The organism is Oscillibacter valericigenes, from assembly GCF_021531435.1.
GTDB classification, from domain to species: Bacteria; Bacillota; Clostridia; order Oscillospirales; family Oscillospiraceae; genus Oscillibacter; species Oscillibacter valericigenes_B.
Genome location: NZ_JAFBIS010000007.1, coordinates 21529 through 39852, shown reverse-complemented (window position 1 = coordinate 39852; position 18324 = coordinate 21529). Strand labels below are relative to the sequence as shown.

At 60.4% G+C, this 18324-nt stretch carries 18 protein-coding genes; 4 read left to right on the top strand and 14 right to left on the bottom strand.

Annotation, left to right across the window (positions count from 1 at the left end):
* Positions 1-8: 8 nt before the first annotated feature.
* From JQM68_RS05445 to JQM68_RS05435, 3 genes are all read right to left on the bottom strand, one after another.
* Complete coding sequence (locus tag JQM68_RS05445) at positions 9-1256, bottom strand: dicarboxylate/amino acid:cation symporter (RefSeq protein WP_235221979.1); 1248 nt, start codon at positions 1254-1256, stop codon at positions 9-11.
* Positions 1257-1316: 60 nt separating this feature from the next.
* Positions 1317-2486: a MalY/PatB family protein gene (locus JQM68_RS05440; protein WP_235221978.1), complete on the bottom strand. Its 1170-nt coding sequence runs from the start codon at positions 2484-2486 to the stop codon at positions 1317-1319.
* Positions 2487-2747: 261 nt separating this feature from the next.
* A complete protein-coding gene (locus tag JQM68_RS05435) occupies positions 2748-4811 on the bottom strand; it encodes a sigma-54 interaction domain-containing protein (protein ID WP_235221977.1) in 2064 nt (687 codons plus the stop codon).
* Positions 4812-4979: 168 nt separating this feature from the next.
* On the opposite strand from JQM68_RS05435, the gene JQM68_RS05430 reads away from it, so the two are divergent.
* Together JQM68_RS05430 and JQM68_RS05425 are read left to right on the top strand one after the other, a co-directional pair.
* Positions 4980-6272 (top strand): L-cysteine desulfidase family protein, encoded by a 1293-nt coding sequence (locus JQM68_RS05430; RefSeq protein WP_235221976.1) that lies wholly within the window; start codon positions 4980-4982, stop codon positions 6270-6272.
* 3 nt (positions 6273-6275) lie between these two features.
* Entirely contained in the window at positions 6276-6722 is a 447-nt protein-coding gene (locus JQM68_RS05425) for a C-GCAxxG-C-C family protein (protein ID WP_235221975.1), read from the top strand.
* Between the two features lie 325 nt (positions 6723-7047).
* On the opposite strand, the gene JQM68_RS13940 is transcribed toward JQM68_RS05425, so the two are convergent.
* The 9 genes from JQM68_RS13940 to larE form a co-directional block, all read right to left on the bottom strand.
* Positions 7048-7221 carry a rhodanese-like domain-containing protein gene (locus JQM68_RS13940; RefSeq protein WP_412758456.1) on the bottom strand — a complete coding sequence of 58 codons (174 nt, stop codon included), beginning with the start codon at positions 7219-7221 and terminating at the stop codon, positions 7048-7050.
* 141 nt (positions 7222-7362) lie between these two features.
* The gene (locus JQM68_RS05415) at positions 7363-7752 is read right to left on the bottom strand and encodes a rhodanese-like domain-containing protein (RefSeq protein ID WP_412758455.1); all 390 of its coding nucleotides are present in this window, start codon (positions 7750-7752) and stop codon (positions 7363-7365) included.
* A gap of 111 nt (positions 7753-7863) precedes the next feature.
* Complete coding sequence (locus JQM68_RS05410; RefSeq protein WP_235221972.1) at positions 7864-8649, bottom strand: ABC transporter ATP-binding protein; 786 nt, start codon at positions 8647-8649, stop codon at positions 7864-7866.
* A complete protein-coding gene (locus JQM68_RS05405; protein WP_412758457.1) occupies positions 8646-9725 on the bottom strand; it encodes a FecCD family ABC transporter permease in 1080 nt (359 codons plus the stop codon). The genes JQM68_RS05410 and JQM68_RS05405 overlap by 4 nt, the downstream gene beginning before the upstream one ends.
* Complete coding sequence (locus tag JQM68_RS05400) at positions 9715-10845, bottom strand: iron ABC transporter substrate-binding protein (protein ID WP_235221970.1); 1131 nt, start codon at positions 10843-10845, stop codon at positions 9715-9717. Before JQM68_RS05400 ends, JQM68_RS05405 begins: the two co-directional genes overlap by 11 nt.
* Before the next feature lie 19 nt (positions 10846-10864).
* On the bottom strand, positions 10865-11383 hold the full coding sequence (locus tag JQM68_RS05395; RefSeq protein WP_235221969.1) for an FmdE family protein: 519 nt from the start codon (positions 11381-11383) through the stop codon (positions 10865-10867).
* The gene (larC, locus tag JQM68_RS05390; protein ID WP_235221968.1) at positions 11376-12755 is read right to left on the bottom strand and encodes a nickel pincer cofactor biosynthesis protein LarC; all 1380 of its coding nucleotides are present in this window, start codon (positions 12753-12755) and stop codon (positions 11376-11378) included. Before larC ends, JQM68_RS05395 begins: the two co-directional genes overlap by 8 nt.
* On the bottom strand, positions 12752-13513 hold the full coding sequence (larB, locus tag JQM68_RS05385) for a nickel pincer cofactor biosynthesis protein LarB (RefSeq protein WP_235221966.1): 762 nt from the start codon (positions 13511-13513) through the stop codon (positions 12752-12754). The genes larC and larB overlap by 4 nt, the downstream gene beginning before the upstream one ends.
* Positions 13514-13527: 14 nt before the next feature.
* Positions 13528-14283 carry an ATP-dependent sacrificial sulfur transferase LarE gene (larE, locus tag JQM68_RS05380; RefSeq protein WP_235221965.1) on the bottom strand — a complete coding sequence of 252 codons (756 nt, stop codon included), beginning with the start codon at positions 14281-14283 and terminating at the stop codon, positions 13528-13530.
* Between the two features lie 382 nt (positions 14284-14665).
* Between larE and JQM68_RS05375 the strand changes: the two genes are divergently transcribed.
* A complete protein-coding gene (locus JQM68_RS05375; RefSeq protein ID WP_459558687.1) occupies positions 14666-15097 on the top strand; it encodes a DUF3842 family protein in 432 nt (143 codons plus the stop codon).
* A 36-nt stretch (positions 15098-15133) separates the two neighbouring features.
* Complete coding sequence (locus JQM68_RS05370; RefSeq protein WP_235221964.1) at positions 15134-15904, top strand: IclR family transcriptional regulator; 771 nt, start codon at positions 15134-15136, stop codon at positions 15902-15904.
* A 326-nt stretch (positions 15905-16230) separates the two neighbouring features.
* On the opposite strand, the gene JQM68_RS05365 is transcribed toward JQM68_RS05370, so the two are convergent.
* Entirely contained in the window at positions 16231-17619 is a 1389-nt protein-coding gene (locus JQM68_RS05365; RefSeq protein ID WP_235221963.1) for a hypothetical protein, read from the bottom strand.
* Positions 17620-18021: 402 nt separating this feature from the next.
* Entirely contained in the window at positions 18022-18318 is a 297-nt protein-coding gene (locus tag JQM68_RS05360; protein WP_235221962.1) for a hypothetical protein, read from the bottom strand.
* Positions 18319-18324: the final 6 nt, after the last annotated feature.

Genomic DNA, 18324 nt, shown 5'->3' with positions numbered 1-18324 from the left:
TGTTGGACTTATTTCAGCTCGCCGGCGGCCATCTTCCGGGACAGCCAGTCCTTGCCCTCCACCAGGCGGGAGACCATCATGGAGGCAATCGTATCGCCGGAGGCGTTCAGGCAGGTGGCCGGGGGATCGAACAGGAAGCCCAGGGTGGCGATCAGGGGAAAGGCCTCGGCTGGGAAGCCGAACATGCTGACAATGAGCATCTCACCCACCAGACCGCCGCCGGGGGCGCCGGAGAGCACAAAGGCGCTGAGAATGGCCACGGCGATAGACATGGCGTAGGTGCCCACGCCGGTGAAGTCCATGCCGAACACGCCGAACAGGAACGCGATCTTCACGATGGAGCTGAGGACGGAGCCGTCCATGTGCATAGTGCAGCCCATGGGCAGCACCAGGTCGCTGACGTCCTTGGGCACGCCGATGTTGTCACAGGCCTCCTTGTTGACAGGCAGGGTGGCGGCGGAGCTCTGGGTTGCGAAGGCGGTGACGGCGGGGGTGAGGATGTACTTCAGCATCCGCCGGAAGCCCAGCTTGCCGCCGGCGAACAGGGCGTACAGGGGGAAGAAGATGACCACATACAGCAGGCACAGGGGATAGTAGACCACCATGGCCCGGCCGTAGTCGCCCAGCAGCTGGGGGCCGTACTCGCCGATGAGGTTGGCGAAGTAAGCGCCCAGGCCCAGGGGGGCGATGGTCATGATGACGCCCACGAACTTCATAATGATGTTGTTCAGGTTGGCCAGCAGCTTGCCAACAGGACTCTCCTCACCGCCGCAGAGGGCGGTGCAGAAGCCGAAGATGATGGAGAAGATGATGAGGGGCAGCATGTGGGACTTGCTCAGCAGCTGGTTGAAGTCACTGACGGTCAGGGACTCCACGATCAGCTCCGCGGCGGTCTTGGCCTCGCCCATCTCGGCGGCGCCCAGCTGGATGTTGGTGCCGGCGGAGGGGCTGAAGATGTTGACCCAGGTCAGGACGCACACGCCGGCGATGGCGCCGGTGATGAGGAACACGGCGATGGTGCTGCCCAGGATCTTGCCCAGGCGCTTCATGTTCACCATGCTGCCCACGGCGGAGGCGATGGACACGAACACCAGGGGCACCACGATGGTGAACAGCAGGTTCAGGAAGATGTCGCCGATGGGCTTGAGCTTCTGACCGAAGGCGGGAGAGATGATACCGATGATGGAACCGATGGCGATACCGCCGAGGAGCAGGATAGGCATCTTGTACTGCTCCCAGAAGGATTTTTTCTGCATAGTGATGTCTCCTTTTCTGTTTTCTCTCTCTTCTATGGATTTATTTGAAACCGCCGGCCCTTACAGGCTGTTGACGGCGGCCTCCAGCTGGCGCATGGCCTGCTCCAGCACGCTGCGGGGGCAGGCGGCGTTGAGGCGCATGTAACCGTTCAGGCTCCGCCCGAAGGCACAGCCGTCGTTCAGGCCCAGCTTGGCCTTCTGGATCATAAAGTCGTGAAGTTCCTCATTGCTCAGGCCCAGGTCCCGGCAGTCCAGCCACATGAGGTAGGTGGCGTCGGGGGCGTAGGTCCTGATCTTCGGGATGTGCTTTTCGCAGTAGTTTACCACGAAGTCAAAGTTATCGCTGATGTAGGGCAGGAGCTGCTCCAGCCACTCCTCGCCCTGGTTGAAGGCCACCTCCATGGCGGTGACGGAGAAGGCGTTGTTCCGGTGGATGTCCATGTTGGCCCAGAACTTGTCGAACATGGCCTTCATGTGGGCGTTAGGGAAGACTACGGTGCTGGCCTGGAGGCCCGCCAGGTTGAAGGTTTTGGTAGCGGAGATGCCGGTGACCACGTTGGCGGCGATTTCGGGGGACAGGGAGGCGGTGGGGATGTGGCGCTTGCCGTGGAAGATGAGGTCGGAGTGAATCTCATCGCTGACCACCAGAACGTGGTATTTCAGGCACAGCTCCATCATCCGGCGCAGTTCCTCCTCCGTCCACACGATGCCGAGGGGGTTATGGGGATTGCACAGCAGAAAGATGTCCGCGCTGCGGAGCTTCTCCTCGAAGTCGGCCCAGTCCACGGTCCACTGTCCGCCCTGCTCCACCATCTGATTCTCAATGACGTGCCGCCCGGCGAACTCGGCCATGTCGTAGAACTCGCCGTATACCGGGGTCTGGATGAGAACGTTGCCGCCCTGGGGGGTGTAGAGCTGGATCATCACGCTGAGGGTCTGGACCACGCCGGGGCAGAAGCTCATCAGGGCGGTGTCGGTGTCCCAGCCGTTGCGACGCTTCTGCCAGTTCTTCACGGCCTCAAAGTAGCTGGCGGGCCGGGCGGTGTAGCCCCAGATGCCCTCCTCGGCACGGGCTTTCAGGGCGTCGATGATGGGCTGGGCGGTTTTGAAGTCCATGTCCGCGATCCACAGGGGGATCACATCGTCGGTGCCGAACTTCTTCATCCGCTCGTCGTACTTGGCGGAGAGGTTTTTGGACCGGTCCACCACTTGGTCGAAATCGTATCGCATGATCTCGCTTCCTTTCTTGGTATGTCAATGGGTCGTCTGCGTGTTTTCGTCAGACTATTTAAGCAAGAACCGTGCCAAAACAGGGCGAACAGGTGTTTTTCGCGGGAAATCGCCTTGAAATCGGAAAAGCGTATAAAACGCCCGGGAGGGATTTTGGCAAATCGCCAAAGTCCCTCCCGGGCGTTCGTATCCAATCATGGGGTTAAAAATGGCCTCAACTGGTCAGCTTTTGGTTAAAATTGTTTAAATGGTCATAGCTGTTTATCTTTGACCGTTTTCCCAGAGCTCCCGGCCCTTGGGGGTCAGCTGGCTACCTCCCCGGCCCCGGCTGACCCGGGCCAGGCCCCGGTCCGCCATATCGGATAGGATGGCCCGGACCTCCTGCTGGGAGAGGGGCACGTGGGACTCCCGGGCCTTTTGCAGCAGCTTGTCCCGGCCCATGGGCGTCCCCGTCTCGGAGGCCTCGTACAGCCGGGAGAGAACGAATTGGAAAGCGTCAGACATGGCGGGGGACCGCGCCTCCGGCGCAGCCGGGGCGGGAGCCGGACGGGAGACCGTCTCCCCGGAGAGGAACAGCGTGGGAGGCAGGTCCTCCATGGTGATGTCCCGGTGGCCCGTATAAATAAAGTATTCCACCACGTTCCGCAGCTCCCGGATGTTGCCGGGCCAGGTGTGGCGGCGGAAGAAGTCCCGCACCGGCTCCGTCAGCCGGAAGTCGCCGTTGAGCTCCCGGCGGAAGTGGTCCATCAGCAGGAACATGTCGTCGCCCCGCTCCGTCAGGGGCGGGATGACCGCCGGGAGGGTGTTGAGGCGGTAATAGAGGTCCCGGCGGAAGGTGCCCTCCCGCACTTTCTGTTCCAGCGCCTCGTTGGTGGCGGCCACGATGCGCACGTCCACGTGGATGATGCGGTTGCCGCCCACCCGCATGACCTCCCGCTCCTGCAACGCCCGCAGCAGCTTGATCTGCAGGGCGGGGCTCATGCCCTCTACCTCGTCCAGAAACAGCGTGCCCTTGTGGGCCAGCTCGAACAGACCGGGACGGCCGCCCTTTTTGGCGCCGGTGAACGCGCCCTCCTCGTAGCCGAACAGCTCGCTCTCCAGCAGGTTTTCCGGGAAGGCAGCCACGTTGATGGCCACAAAGGGGCCGCCGGCCCGGCGGGAGGCCCGGTGGACGGCGTGGGCGAACAGCTCCTTGCCGGTGCCGGTCTCACCTATTAAAAGAATGGGACTTTCGCTGACGGCCATCCGGGCCAGGGTCTCCTTCGTTTTGCGGATGGCCGCCGACTGGCCGATGACGTCGTCAAAGCTGTATTTGGCGTAGTAGCCCTTGTGGAGCAGCTGCCCCCGCAGTTCATTCTGCCGCACCTCCACGTCGTTGAACCGCTGGAGAAGGGCGAAGGCGCCGATGCAGGCATTCTGCCGGATGACCGGCACCACCTCCACGCTGAGGTTGACGCCGTTGACCTTGATGACCCTGGCGGGCAGGGTCTGGCGGGTGCGGAGGCACTCGGCGAAGGGAATGTAAGGGAACACCTCTTCACACCGCTTCCCCTGGATGAGGGCGGCGCTGACGCGGGTCATGTCCTCTGCCCGGCGGCTGCAGGCGAAGATCTCGCCCTTTTCGTTGATGCCGATGACGCCGTCTTCCAGGCTTTCCATTAAAATGTGAAAGCGGCTCTCCAGGCGGATAGAACGGGCAAACATCTGGTCAAAGCTGTAATTGCTGGTGGCCACGCTGCGGGCGTACTCCTGAAAGGCGGGGCCCTCCAGGAGAGACTCCAGCCCCAGCCGCAGGGCGATCTCGATCATCATGCCGGAGGTGCATACCCGCTGGCCCAGGTCGATGACCGTTTCCATTCCCGGCGGGACGTACCGCATTTCGTCCGGCGTCACGGCGATGTGTACATCCTCATCCAGCCGGGCGCCGGGATAGAAGGGGATCCAGTGGACGTGGGTGACGCCGAACTGCTCCAGCTGGGCGATGGCCTCCCGTGCCATGGTCTGGGTCATGTTGACAAACAGCACCTTGCTGCCGGCGGGCAGGGCTTTCAGCTTCCGCAGGTCGCTCCAACGAAAGGAGACCTCTACCGCCATGGTCTGGCTGTCCAGGGGGATGTGCTTCGCCAACTCCTCCGGGGAGCCGTAGGCGTCGGTGGAGGCCACAAATAAATCCGCCCGGTCCAGAACGCCTGCGGCGCTGCCGTCCAGTACGGAAAAAACGGAGACGTCCGCCACGTCCGAAAACAATCCGGCAATGTCCTCTCCGTAGGACTTGCCCGCCCGGGGGTCCAGAGCGATGACAGAGATTTTCTTTTTGGTCGCCACAAGATCACTCCTTTTGACCATTTACTTCAACCATTTAAACATGAGGACCGGCGTTTTGCAAGGGAAAATCCGGAAAATTACCGAAAAAAGAGTTGGCACGGAACTTGCTTTAAAGTTCAGGCAAACAAAAACACAGCGCCGAAAAGAACAAAAAGGAGGAGCTTTCCTATGATCACCAAAGAAGAACTGCTGACACTGCTGCGCCAGGAGGTCGTCCCCGCCCTGGGCTGCACCGAGCCGGTGTGCGTGGCTCTGGCCGCCGCCGACGCCCACCACGCCATCGGCGGCGACATCGTCTCCGTGAAGGTGGAGGTGAACCCCGGCATCTACAAAAACGGCATGAGCGTGGGCATCCCCGGCTTCCCCCGGGTGGGCCTGAAGTACGCCGCCGCCCTGGGCGCCTGCCTGAGCAATCCTGAGAAAAGCCTGCAGCTGCTGGAGGACATCGACGAGACCGTCACCGCCGATTCTATCGGCCTGGTGGAGGACCGCCACGTCATCGTCATGATCAAAAACGACGAGACCCAGCTCTATGCCCACGCGGAGGTCATCACCACCGCCGGCATCGGCATCAGCGAGATCCGGGGCACCCACTCCAACATCATCTTCACCAAGCGGAACAACCAGGTCCTGCTGGAAAAGCCGTACAGCGCCAGCACCCAGGACGACATCCACGCCCGTCTGATGCCCATGACGGTCGCGGAGATCAGGGCCGTGGTGGACCAGTGCTCCGAGGCGGACCTTACCTTCATGCTGGAGGGCATGGAGATGAACGAAAAGCTGGCGGACTTCGGCCTGGAGCACAAGATGGGCATCGGCATCGCCGCCTCATTGCAGAAGCAGGTCACGGAGGGCGCCATGGGCGACAACCTGTTCAGCCGCACCATGATGCGGGTGGCCAGCAGCGCCGAGGGCCGTATGAGCGGCTGCCCCTACGCCGTTATGAGCAGCGCCGGCAGCGGCAACCACGGCATTACCGCCGTCATCCCCGTGGTGGAGATGGCCCATCACCTGGGCGCCTCCAACGAGATGCTGGAAAAGGCCCTGGCCTTCTCCCACACCCTGAATGTGTACATCAAGTCCTTTACAGGCAAGCTCTCCGCCACCTGCGGCTGCGGCGTCTCCGCCGCCACCGCCGCCGCTGCCGCCATGGTGTGGCTCATGGGCGGCACGGATGAGCAGATCGGCAAGGCCATCATCAACATGAGCGGCAACCTCACCGGCATGATCTGCGACGGCGGCAAGATCGGCTGCGCACTGAAGCTGGCCACCGCCACCAACGCCGCCATGATGTGCGCGTACCTCGCCATGAGCGACGTGGTCCTCCAGGCCACCGACGGCATCTGCGGCGCCACGCCGGAGCAGGCCATCCGCAATATGGGCCGGGTCAGCACGCCGGGCATGGTGGAGACCGACAAGACCATCCTGAACATCATGATGGAGAAAGACCAGGAGGGCTGAACGATGGACCGCTGTGCATTGGCCCACCAGTACCACCAGCAGGGATACAGCTGCGCCCAGTCCGTAGCAGGGGCCTTCGCGGACCTGACCGGATGGGAGCCGGAACAGCTGTTTGCCGCCGTCGGGAGCTTTGGCGGTGGGGTAGGCGGCAGCCATGAGGAGCTGTGCGGCGCCGTCAGCGGCGGCCTGCTGGTGCTGGGGCTGCTGTTTCCCCATACGCAGGGAGAGGACCGGGACGGCAAGCGGCAGATTTACGGCCTTGCGAAGCAGTTCCGCCAGCGGTTCTTTGAGACCTTCGGCCATACTCGGTGTGGTGATCTGCTGCGGGCCCGGTGCGGCGTCAGCGAAAAAACGACCGCGGCGGCCCGGCTGGGTTTGACCGCCTACTGTGACATTATGGTGGTGACTGCCGTGGAACTTCTGGAGGCCCTGCTGCGGGAGGCCGCGTAAAGGAAATCCGGTTGACTGCGGCCGCAAAAGATCATACTGTGCGATAAACAACAAAGCGGGGCGGCAAAATTGCCGCCCCGCTGATCCGTTTTCTGGGAGGGGATACTCCATGGAAATCGGGGAAACGCGTCCCGGCCGCTCAGCCAAGGGCCTGTATAAGAACCGCCATCTCTCCTGTTTGCTCACCAATGAACGGCATACCGCCCAGCTCCTCCGCTCCTGATATTTGCCCGGTGAAGTGTCAAAGCCGAAATCCTTTCAGAGGGAGAAGCGGTGGCCGCTGCAGCATTTTGCCGGCGCACGGCGTGCTGGTATTGCTCCTGCGTCACGCCCTTTGCCGTGCCGCCATTATAAACGCCGTATTCCTCGTAGTATCCGCAATCATAGGCGCATCTTTTTCTTTGATGACGGCGGCCGCGTCACCGATGGACTGCAGCGGCACATTTTTGCTGCCGGGGATATGGCGGTACTCCTCCGGCGTGCGGACGTCCGGCCGCATCAGGGCACCCAGAAGTTCAGCAGGACGGGCGGCTTGGGATCTGCGGTTTTCCTTTGTGATATGGACAACAGGTATCGTTTCATCCGCTTTGCTTTCGTTTGCCTGATGATTCCATGATAACCGGCAAGTTCCGTCACATTGTCACGAAGCGCCGCTGACGGTCTCGCCCGTCCAGTCATGGATGCCGCCAAACTCGACAATGTTGGTGTAGCCAAGCTTTACCAGCTTTTCGGCCGCCTGCTTGCTGCGGTTCCCGCTGCGGCAATATACCAGGATCAGCTGTTCTTTGTCCGGCAGCTCCGGGATGTCCTGGTTACCGATGGTTTCGTTGGGGACATTGATGGCCCCGGGGATATGCTTCTCGCTGTATTCCCCGGCAGTCCGGACATCCAGAATGAGATAGCCGCTCTCCTCCTCCATCATGGCGGCGGCTTCCTCTGCTGTGATCTGGCGGTAGGTGCTTTCCTCCGGCTGTGCCCCGCATCCGGCCAAAAGCAGCAGGGCCATCAAAAGGGGCATGATTCTCTTCATGGTCATTCCTCCGTGTTTTGAAAATGGGCGGCCATGCTGTCTTTCAGCGCTTCTCGGGCTTTTCATATAGGTGCCGTATGGCCGGTTTCGGAGATCTGCTCCGCAGTAAAGTCACTCATACATTGCTGAACAAGGCTCATGCCTGTGAAAGAGTGGAATGACCACTGGGACCTCGCGGAATTGCTCCACGCTGGCCTCCATCCCGTAGACGGCCCGGATGTTCTCCGGCGTCACCGCCTCCGCCCCGCCGGAGGCGAAGATAGTGCCGCCCTGCAGGAACAGGAAGCGGTCACAGAACCGCAGGGCCAGATTCAGGTCGTGGATGACCACCAGCACGGCGATATGGTGGTCGTGGGCGCAGTGGCGGATGAGTTCCATGGACTCGTACTGGTTCCGCAGGTCCAGACTGCTTGTGGGCTCATCCAGAAGCAGCAGCTTGGGCTCCTGGGCAATGGCCCGTGCCAGCATCACCTTCTGCTGCTCGCCGCCGGAGAGCTGGTCCACATACCGCAGGCGGCAGTCCTCCATGCCCACGGCCCGCAGGGCGTGCTCCGCCACGTCGTAGTCAACGGCGGAGGGGCCCCACTTCATGTGGGGCTTGCGGCCCAGCAGCACGGCGTCGAACACGGTGGCGTGAGCCAGTTCATTTTTTTGGGACACGTAGGCGATCTGCCGGGCCAGCTGGTTCCGGGAAAGCTGAGAGATGGGGCTGCCGTCAATCAGGACATTTCCCGATGACGGCTTGCGCAGGCGGCTGATGCAGGAGATCAGGGTGGATTTTCCCGCGCCGTTGTTGCCCAGTATCGCCACACATTCGCCCTGCTCCAGAGTGAAGCTCACATTCTGCAAAATGGGGTGGGAGCCATAGGAAAAAGACAGGTTTTCGACTTGGATCATTTCAGCGCCTCCCCCCGGAAGATCAACAGCAGGAACAGCGGTGCCCCCAGAAAGGACGTAATGGCGCCGATGGGCAGAATGGCCGGGGGCAGGATGGCTTTGGCCGCCAGGTCGCCCAGCAGAAGGAGGAGACTGCCCGCCAGGGCGGAGCAGGGCAGCAGAAAACGGTAGTCGCTGCCCACGAACCGGCGGACGATGTGGGGGGCGATGAGGCCCACAAAGCTGACGATGCCCACAAAGGCCACCGCCGTAGCGGAAATCAGGGTGCAGAGTCCCATGCTGACAAAGCTCAGCAGGTCCACGTTCACCCCCAGGCTTTTGGCGGTCTGGACGCCGCTGCTCAATGCATTATAGTTCCAGCAGTTCCAGAGAAAGTAGACCAGCGCCGCCAGGGTGACGGCGTACATCAGCCGGATCTCCGACCAGCCGGGGCGACCCAGGTCGCCGAAGGTCCAGTAGACCACGGCGGACAGCTGTACATCGTCGGCAAAGTACTGCAGCAGGGTAGTGGCCCCGGAAAAGAGGGAACTGAGGGCCACGCCCGCAAGGATCATGGAGGAGGGCGACGCGGACCGCAGGCGGCACAGGCCCAGGATGACCGCCGTGGTCGCCAGTCCCCCCAGAAAGGCGCAGAGGGTCACGGTGCCGGGGGAGCTGATGGTAACGGCAGTGCCTGCGTTGGCGGCGTTCTGAGCGCCGGCGTCCAGGGCAATGATGGCCAATGCCGCGCCGAAGGCGGCGCCCTGGGACACGCCCAGCGTGGAGGCCGAGGCCAGAGGATTCCGCAGGATGTTCTGCATGACACAGCCCGCCAGAGCAAGAGCGGCCCCCACGACCACTGCCACGGCGACGCGGGGCAGACGGACATGGAACACGATGGCCCGGCTCTGGGCCGTGCCGCCGCCTGTCAGGGTGTCCGCCAGCTCCGCAAGGGACAGCCCGGCGGAGCCCGAGGTCAGGGACAGCAGAGCTGCCGTCAATACTGCCGTCAGCAGGACAAGGGTCACCAGCCGCTTCCGCCGGAGAAACAGGCGGTAGCTGTCAGGTGTCGCCGTATGAAGCTGTTCACTGTGCAGATCCAAGTTCGATCACTCCAAAGATGAGGCCGTCGGCCTTCATGTCGTTGTAATAGCGAGTTCCCAGCAAGAACTCCAGAATATCGTCGGCTTTCTCTGCAATATCCACGTCGGTAAAACGCTCTGGATAGATGACGCTGCCGGCGTAGTAGGCGTCCGCCAGGGCGTAGCCTACGTTAGTGGAATAGTTGTTGAAGGAGACACAGGCGTAGAGCTTGCCCTCCCGGACCGCGGTCAGGGAGTCAAAGAAACCGGGGTTGGTCTGATACTCGTCCCGCACCAGGCTCATGTTGCCGGGGTCCAGGAAAATCAGCTCCGGGTCCCAGGCCACCACCCGTTCCGGGTCGGCGTCGAAATAGCCGGTCTCTCCCATCTCGTCGGCCACGTTGTTGGCGTGGATGGCCATGAAGGGGCCGAAGTTGGAGTAGGTCCCGGTAAAGCCGTGGGCGCCGGAGAAGGTCACGGCGCCGGCGTAGACGGCGGGCTTGTCTTCGTCGGGGATGTCCGATGTCCGGGCATCCAGATCGGCCTTGCAGCCGTCGATGTACTGAAGGACTTCCTCGCACCGTTCCTGAACGCCCAGCACCTCGGCGGCCACCCGCATGGCGGTGTAGAAGCTGTCGTCAATGAAGTTAATGCTCTTGGCGCGGATGGACACGCAGGGAATGCCGGTGGACTGCGCCAGGTCCTCCAGCGCCTCCTGGGTATAGCCGGACAGAATCACGTCCGGCTGCAGGCGGATCAGCTCCTCTACATAGGCGGTGTTGGCGGTGCCGCCGCCCTTGCCGATGGAGGGCAGGGCGTCAAAGGTATCGTGATAAGCGTAGGCGTAATCCCGGAGGGTGGAGGTCGCATATTCCTTGTCGCAGTCCTCCACGCCCACCAGACGGTCGGTGCATTGCAGGTAGGTCACCATGCGCAGGGCGCCGGAGCCGGTGCAGACGATGGTTTTCACCTCCGCGGGGATGGTGACCTCTCGCCCAAAGCTGTCGGTGACAGTGCGGGTAACAGGTGCTTCGGATTCAGCAGGTTCCTCCGGGGCGGGCGCTTCCTTTTGACCGCAGGCGGCCAGCGACAGCAGCAGGATACAGACTAACAGGATGGAAAACAGTTTTTTCATAGAGCTAATTCTTTTCTTATCAGCGGTCATAGGGACGGAAGCAATGGAGGCAGACCACCTTGCCGCCCTGCAGACGGGCCATGTGCTCCGCCACGCCCTCGCCGCAGCAGGCGCAGGTGAGGGTGGTGAAGATGCGGGCCTTTTCCGGCAGGGGCTCCTTGGGCTCCGTCACGGTGAACAGCTCCTCCAGCGGCGCAGTGAGAATTTGCTGCTTGCGCTCCTCTCGGCTGAGGGACGTTTGGTTCCGCCTGGCGACCACCCGGAAGCCTTCGCCGGAGGCACGGTCATAAAAGGTGTAGGCGGTCTTGCCGGTGCAGTGGTAGATGAAATTCCCCTTGCCCAGGGTGCAGCCCAGCAGGGACTGAATGGCGTCGCCGGGGCAGGCGTCGGTCTCGGCAATGCAGACCAGCTCCTCGTCAGGGGTGGAGGCATGGCCCAGCCGCGCCTGTACGAATTCGCACAACCGCACGCCCAGGGCCAGACCCGGGCACTCGTGGCCGTGGAAGGCCACTGCTTTTTCCCACATGGCCTTATCCATTCTGGGACACCTCCCCGTGAATAACGGACAGCACGTCCTCCCAGACCTTCTGGAAGGGCAGCCCAGCAGCTCTGGCGGCAGAGGCCACATCCTCGTATTCCGGCTTTTCCCGGTGGATGCCCTCACCGTCGGCACACTTGACGCGGATGGGACCGTAGGCGGTCTCCACGGTTCTGACGGAGGGCGTCAGAATGTACTTCCCGCAGCGGCGGGAGCGGACGCCGTTGGTGTTGGTCTCCCGCAGGATGGCGTGGGCGATGCGCTCCTCGTCCTTGGGCTTGCAGAGCACGGTAAAGCTGACACCGGCCCGGCCCTTCTTCATGGTCAGGGGGGCGCAGGAGATGTCCAGGGCCCCCTGGGCCAGCAACTGCTCCCCGGCAAAAGCCAGGGCCTCCGCCGTCATGTCGTCGATGTGGCAGCACAGCTCCACGATCTCCGCCTGCTGGGGGTCACCGCTCTCGCCCCAGAAGGCCCGGACGCAGTTGGCGGCGGGGAATTCCTTTTTGCCCACGCCGTAGCCGGTCTTCTCCAGGGACATGACGGGCATGGGGCCGAAAGCTTCGGCGAAGTGGGTCAGCAGGGCCGCGCCGGTGGGGGTGCACAGCTCGCCACGGATGTCCCCGGTGTAGCAGGGAACGCCCTCCAGCAGGTGGGCGGTGGCGGGAGCGGGCACCGGTACGATGCCGTGGGCGCAGCGGACCTGTCCGCTGCCCAGATGAACGGGGGACGCCACGATGCGGTCGGGGTGCAGCATGTGGACCGCCAGACAGACGCCGGTGACGTCCGCCACCGCGTCCAGGGCGCCTACCTCATGGAAATGGATCTGCTCCACCGGCATCCCGTGGGCCTTGGCCTCCGCGCCTGCGATGCGGGCATAGATGGCCTTGGCATCGTCCTTTACCTTTGCCGGGGCGTCCAGAGCATCCAGCAGGGCGTAAATGTCCGCCGGGGCGGTGTGGTGGTGGGTGTGGCCGTGGTCATGGTCATGGTGATGGTCATGATCGTGGTCATGGACGTGGCCGTGATCGTGCGCGTGGTCATGCTCATGCTCATGTTCATGCTCATGCTCGTGGTCGTGGTGATGGTCGTGGTCATGGTCATGCACGTGCTCATGGACATGAATATGCTCCTGCCCACAGCCCAGGGCCACATCGTGGCTGTGCTCCTCCTCACCGCGGACGGTGACGTCCATATGGGTGCCGGTGATGCCGCAGGTGACGGCTTGCCGGGAGTGAATTTCCACGCCGGGAAACAGGCGGTTCATGGTCTCCAGAAAATCATGCTTTTCGGATTCGGTCATCAGCTCGTACAGCGCTGCCATCAGCATATCGCCGGCGGCGCCCATGTTGCATTCCAGATATAATGTTTTCATTCTTTCGCACTCTCCATCTGATTGATCCGGCTGGCCAGGAAGCCCGCGCCGAAGCCGTTGTCGATATTCACCACGCTGGTCCCGCTGGCGCAGGAGTTCAGCATGGACAACAGGGCGGAGATCCCGCCTAGGGACGCGCCGTAGCCCACACTGGTAGGGACCGCGATGACGGGGCAGTCCACAAGGCCGCCTACCACACTGGCGAGAGCCCCCTCCATGCCCGCCACGGCGATGACCACCCGGGCGCTCATCAGCGGCTCCAGATTGCCAAGCAGCCTGTGCAGTCCCGCCACGCCCACGTCGTAGAGCCGGGTGACCCGGTTGCCCAGGGTCTCGGCGGTGATGGCGGCCTCCTCTGCCACGCCCATGTCGCTGGTGCCGCCGGTGGCCACCACGATAGAACCATGCCCTTCCACCGGCTCCGGCAGGGCCACTGCCAATTTTGCGAGAGGCTCATATCGCAGCGGGAACTGCTCCGCCAGGTAGTCCGCTACCTCCTGCCCAATGCGGGTCACCAGAATATTGCGGCTTCCCCGCTTCTCCATGGCACCCAGGATGCCGCTGATCTGCTCCTTGGTCTTGGACTGGCCGTAGATCACCTCCGGCACGCCCTGGCGGACGGCCCGGTGGTAATCCACCTTGGCGTAGCCCAGGTCCTCGAAAGGGGCCAGCTTCAGGTGCAGAAGGGCCTCCTCCGGCGTCAGCGCGCCGGACTGCACGTCCTGCAGGACAGAGAGAATATCGTGCTTGCTTGCCACGTCTGTTACTCCTTTCAGTCGCTGTTTTTCCGGGCCGTCAGGTCCAGAGACACCAACGGGAAGATGGGGGCCAGCGCAGAGCGGATCTCATGGCGCATTGCCCAGGCATCGTCCTGCTGGGCGTCCGTTACCTGGATGACTGCCGCGTCTCCTCGGAGCCTGATGCGGAAATCCCGGAGGCCCAGGGAGGCGAGAAGGCCCTCTCCCTGCTCCACCTTCCGCAGGGCTTCCTCCGTGATGGGAGTCCCGGCGGGGATGCGGGTGGCGAGGCAGGCATAGGAGGGCTTGTTCCAGACGAACAGGCCGGCCTCCCGGCACAGCGCACGAACGTCGGACTTGGTCAGACCGCACTCCCGCAGGGGCGAGCGGACCTCCAGTTCCCGCAGGGCCTTCATGCCGGGACGGTCCCCTGCGTCATCGGAGGCGTTGGTCCCGTCGATGACCAGCCGGTATCCATCTTCTGCGGCTCTCTGGAGGATACCGGAGAAGATGCGGCGCTTGCAGTAATAGCAGCGGTCAGGGGGATTGGCGGTCACCTCCGGATACTGAAGAATGTCTCCTTCAATAACGGTAAGGGGCATGCCGCACTGGGCAGCGATCCGTTTGGCGTCCTCCAGCTCAAAAGCGGGCTGGAAGGCGGAATGGACATAGTAGGCGCGCCAATCTTTTCCGTATTGCGCGGACGCCCAGACCAGCAGGGACGAGTCCACTCCGCCGGAAAAGGCCAATGCACCGCTTGGGTTTTGTTCAAAAAAATCTTTCAGTTCCATGTTTGCTCCTCTCAACAAAAAAAGACATACCCAATAGGTATGTCTTCAGACATCTGCGACGACTTCTGTCATAATGGTCCGCGATCTAATACGTGTGCGGAAGGGGGCGCTGGAATGTTCATTGGGAGCCTTCTGGCTTCGCAACAGTCTTCTGACTGTGTACGTTTATTATAGTGAAAAGGGTCTATAAAAGTCAATCGTTGCAATATATAAAAAGGGAATCACAAGGTTGTTTGATATTAACAAACTTTATTTGACATTTACGAAAACTGTTGACAGAAAACTGTTGAATCATTATGATAATGATGTTGGAAATAATATGCAGGATCCTTTATGATATGTAATATAAAGGTGAAGTTTGCCGGGAAAGGCGCGGAGAAAGATGAGGCATCCCATGAAGGTCGCGGTGATCGATGGTCAGGGCGGCGGAGTTGGCAGAGCCCTGGTGGAGCGGGTCAGGGCGGAGTTTCCGGATATTCACATTCGTGCGCTGGGAACCAATGCGCAGGCTACGGCCGCTATGATGAAAGCGGGCGCGAATGACGGAGCCACCGGCGAAAACGCCATCGTTTATAATGCGGGACGGGTGGAGATCATTATGGGGCCCGTGGCAGTGCTGTCGGCAAACGCATTGCTGGGTGAAGTGACGCCTGCCATGGCGGCTGCTGTGGGAGAGAGTGATGCTCTGAAAATACTGCTTCCCTCGCAGCGGTGCAGGATCCGCCTTGCGATCGGGCCTTTGCAGCCGATGCAGAGGTATCTGGATGAAGCTGTTCGTATGCTGCGGGAAGAACTTGACCATCCCGAGGCATGAAGATTTAGAAGAGCATATACAAAAGGGGTCGTGAGAATGGAGAAGAAAAAGACCGGTGTGCAAGTGCAGTCTGTTGCCCGTGCTGCGGAGATATTAAAGTGCTTTTTGTACACACCTGAAATGGGAATTTCCGAAATTGCGGCAGAAATGGATCTGAACAAGAGCACGGTATTTGGCCTGGTGAACACATTGACTCGATACGGCTATCTGGAGCAGGTGGAGAGCAATAAGAAGTATCGCCTGGGGATCACCTTGTTTGAGATGGGGAATTTGGTCCTGTCCCGCATTGATGTGCGGAATGAGGCAAAGGAGCTCTGCATGCCGCTTGCGGAAAAGTATCCGGCCACGGTGCATATTGCGACCCACAGTGAAGGCGAAGTCATTTATATTGACAAGCTGGATGCGGGAACCTCTTTGATCAGTGCCTCCAATGTTGGAAAAAGAGCCCCCATGCACTGCACAGGCGTGGGAAAAGCCATGCTGGCATATCTGCCGGAGTCCTACGTGGACCAGTACCTGACTTTCCCGCTAAAGAAACTGACCCCAAACACCATCACTACCAAACAGGAACTTATCCGGGAACTGTCTGAGATCCGCAGTACCGGCATCGCAATGGACAAAGAGGAGATCGAGGATGGCTTGTGCTGCATCGCGGCGCCGGTCCTGCAGAAGGACGGTGAGCCGGAATTGGCCATCAGCCTTTCTTTTCCCTATGGCCGCATCAAGGATGTTGACGTGGCGGAAGTGAAAAGGGAGCTGCTGCTCCGTACAAAAGAGCTGTCTGCCAGACTGGGCTACCGGGGCTGAAAAGCCCCCGGTAGTATGGCTCTATAATGGTAAGTTTTAAGAACTCCGTTCATCAATAATGAAAGAAACGGGAAACCATCTTTTTCCAAATTAAAGAACGTCGTCCGATAATAACGAACAAAAGGAGGGGCGTATGGAAGATATTCGGGATATTTTGTTTGAAAACATTGCGTCGAAGCGGTTTCGCGCTGTTTTGACGGCAGAACGATCCGGCGTGCTGTCCGGTGTGGATGAAGCTTAGTGCGGTGTTTCTTACTACACTATTTTTTTGAAAAATGCGGAAATGATTATCAAACCCACGCCGGATTTCATATCTGCGGCGCTTTTCAGACGCCGAATACCGCTTTCCGCAGCGGACGGTTGAACAGCAAAGCGAGGTACTGCCGCAGGCGGGAAGACTCGGTCTCTTCCTTCGCGGCCATCTCCTCAAAAAGCTTCCACATGGCTTGGTATGCGGGCTGATCCCAGTTGACCAGGAATTCATAGAACATGTCCCGGAAGGCCCAGACCTTGGCATTTCGAGATTGCACGCCGGACAGCGTTTCCAGCATGGAACGCTGGAAGGAGGTCCCGTCAGACCAGGGCTTCGGCGCATGGAGAGCCTCGTTAAAACGGACCTTCAGATCTTCCAGCCACGCCCTGGTTTCCGGGGACAGCGTTTCCATTTCTTCGGGAGGCAAACAGAATAATTTTCTGTCGGGAGTGAGATCAAGGTAGACGTCCGTTGGGAACGGCACGATGGGCTTTCGACATAGTTTTGCTATTTCCTGATAAGAATGATAGACATCGCCTTCCTTCGCCTGCTCCCACAATTCCCAGAAATCCCGGTCGTAGAGCTCCGCCAACGCTTTCACAATGATTTGTCGCGGCAGAAAAAGAGACTTAAACGGAAGCTGTCTGAGATCCTTTGGCTCGCTCTCGTCTTCTTTCATTGCAGTGAGCGTGTCGCTGTCAGGCTCCGCCAGATATTTCATGGTCTTCTGGAGCTGCTCCTCTTTTGAACCTGGGAGCTGTTTCGAAATGTTTTTAACGCACGCCAGAAGCGCGGCATAGGACGCACCCAGTGTGGGTAAATCGTCAGCCCCTTCAGACGATTTTTTTTCAGAATCATCGTTTTCGATTTCCCGCAGGACTTCCTCTGTGCCGTGCTCCACGGTTTTGATCGCCAGTATGTCCATCTGATCCACAAAAGATCCGGCGTTCCGCGCCAGAATATCGTCCCAGCTGCCGCTGTATCGGTCATACTTGCCGCCAGCCTTCAAAAGCACATAAGTATCCCAGAGAGAGGGATTTTCCAGCGGCAGCTCTTCACCGAAGAGGTATTTCAGCCAGCCCAGCGGATAGCGGTGGGGAATATCAGGGTCCCGGAGATCCGCAAAGCAGGGCGTATCCGAGCTGCGCTCCTCCAGAACACGAGCTGCGGCCATGACCATGCAGAAATGGCTCCGACCGACCTTATTGCTGAAAATATGGTCCGTGTCGATTCCGGCGTCCTCCCAGCAGTCATTCTCAAAATAGTTATAGTTAAACCAGAGGCGGCCATCCTCGCGCAGCTCCGGGGCATACAGAAGGGTAATTTTTTTGCCGAACATTTCCGCACTTTCATCGCACATCATGCCGCCCTCCCGGAACAGGCGGAGCATGCGCTGCTGGAATTCTTCCTGCCGGTCTTCCGGGATATGCGGCTTACCGACGCAGCCCAAAAACGTTCCCATATTCGTTCTCCTTTCCCATCCATTCGTTCACAGCTCGATACGCCTCCGGCTGGACCATGAAGCGCGCCCATGCGCTGAAACAGTCCGCCGGCGTGAGCTCAAGCCTTTGACAGAGATCCTGAAATGCCTCCCGTACACGGGGCCTCCAGAGTCCGTTCGACAGCGGACGAAGGCACATTCCTGCTCCCGCCGCTCATCCGGCAATACGCGAAACGGATCTGCCGGCTCCCTGCGGACCGGTCATCTCATGCCGCCCCCCACAACACTTGCTTCATTATTTTCGCGCTCTTTCAAACTTGACAGCACAAAAACCTCTTGATGCGTTATCCGCTCACAATTTCCATCACAAAGGCATCATTTGATAAATTGCGGGCTTCGGGAACAAGAGGGATATGCCGGCCATCACCGGTGCTGTTCCCCGGCGGATTCCTTCGGAACTTGAGCCTCATCCTGCCGCTCCCTGAGGAACGGGGAGACTTCCTCATAAGTCAGATCGGTGATCTGCTTCCGCACGGATTTCGCATAGTCCCAAAGTCCGCGGTGGTCAAGGACCAGTGACGGCGGGTCGCTGCACGGGTCCACCGGGTCGAAATAGCCGGGAGGAGGATCGTGCTCCTCCCAGCATTTCGGGATGCGGAAGACAGGCTGCTCCGGGTTGGCCGAAGGTTCATTGCATTCATCTGTTTTCCTGGGGCTCATCTGCGG

What these genes read in the sequence shown, in the direction of transcription:
- JQM68_RS05375 (WP_459558687.1), top strand. Translation starts at nt 14,666, where the DNA reads ATGAGGCATCCCATGAAGGTCGCGGTGATCGATGGTCAGGGCGGCGGA.
- JQM68_RS05360 (WP_235221962.1), bottom strand. Translation starts at nt 18,318, where the DNA reads ATGAGCCCCAGGAAAACAGATGAATGCAATGAACCTTCGGCCAACCCG.
- JQM68_RS05415 (WP_412758455.1), bottom strand. Translation starts at nt 7,752, where the DNA reads ATGAAGAGAATCATGCCCCTTTTGATGGCCCTGCTGCTTTTGGCCGGA.
- larC (WP_235221968.1), bottom strand. Translation starts at nt 12,755, where the DNA reads ATGAAAACATTATATCTGGAATGCAACATGGGCGCCGCCGGCGATATG.
- JQM68_RS05410 (WP_235221972.1), bottom strand. Translation starts at nt 8,649, where the DNA reads ATGATCCAAGTCGAAAACCTGTCTTTTTCCTATGGCTCCCACCCCATT.
- JQM68_RS05445 (WP_235221979.1), bottom strand. Translation starts at nt 1,256, where the DNA reads ATGCAGAAAAAATCCTTCTGGGAGCAGTACAAGATGCCTATCCTGCTC.
- JQM68_RS05430 (WP_235221976.1), top strand. Translation starts at nt 4,980, where the DNA reads ATGATCACCAAAGAAGAACTGCTGACACTGCTGCGCCAGGAGGTCGTC.
- JQM68_RS13940 (WP_412758456.1), bottom strand. Translation starts at nt 7,221, where the DNA reads ATGCGGCCGGACGTCCGCACGCCGGAGGAGTACCGCCATATCCCCGGC.
- JQM68_RS05425 (WP_235221975.1), top strand. Translation starts at nt 6,276, where the DNA reads ATGGACCGCTGTGCATTGGCCCACCAGTACCACCAGCAGGGATACAGC.
- JQM68_RS05365 (WP_235221963.1), bottom strand. Translation starts at nt 17,619, where the DNA reads ATGGGAACGTTTTTGGGCTGCGTCGGTAAGCCGCATATCCCGGAAGAC.
- JQM68_RS05370 (WP_235221964.1), top strand. Translation starts at nt 15,134, where the DNA reads ATGGAGAAGAAAAAGACCGGTGTGCAAGTGCAGTCTGTTGCCCGTGCT.
- JQM68_RS05440 (WP_235221978.1), bottom strand. Translation starts at nt 2,486, where the DNA reads ATGCGATACGATTTCGACCAAGTGGTGGACCGGTCCAAAAACCTCTCC.
- larE (WP_235221965.1), bottom strand. Translation starts at nt 14,283, where the DNA reads ATGGAACTGAAAGATTTTTTTGAACAAAACCCAAGCGGTGCATTGGCC.
- JQM68_RS05395 (WP_235221969.1), bottom strand. Translation starts at nt 11,383, where the DNA reads ATGGATAAGGCCATGTGGGAAAAAGCAGTGGCCTTCCACGGCCACGAG.
- JQM68_RS05400 (WP_235221970.1), bottom strand. Translation starts at nt 10,845, where the DNA reads ATGAAAAAACTGTTTTCCATCCTGTTAGTCTGTATCCTGCTGCTGTCG.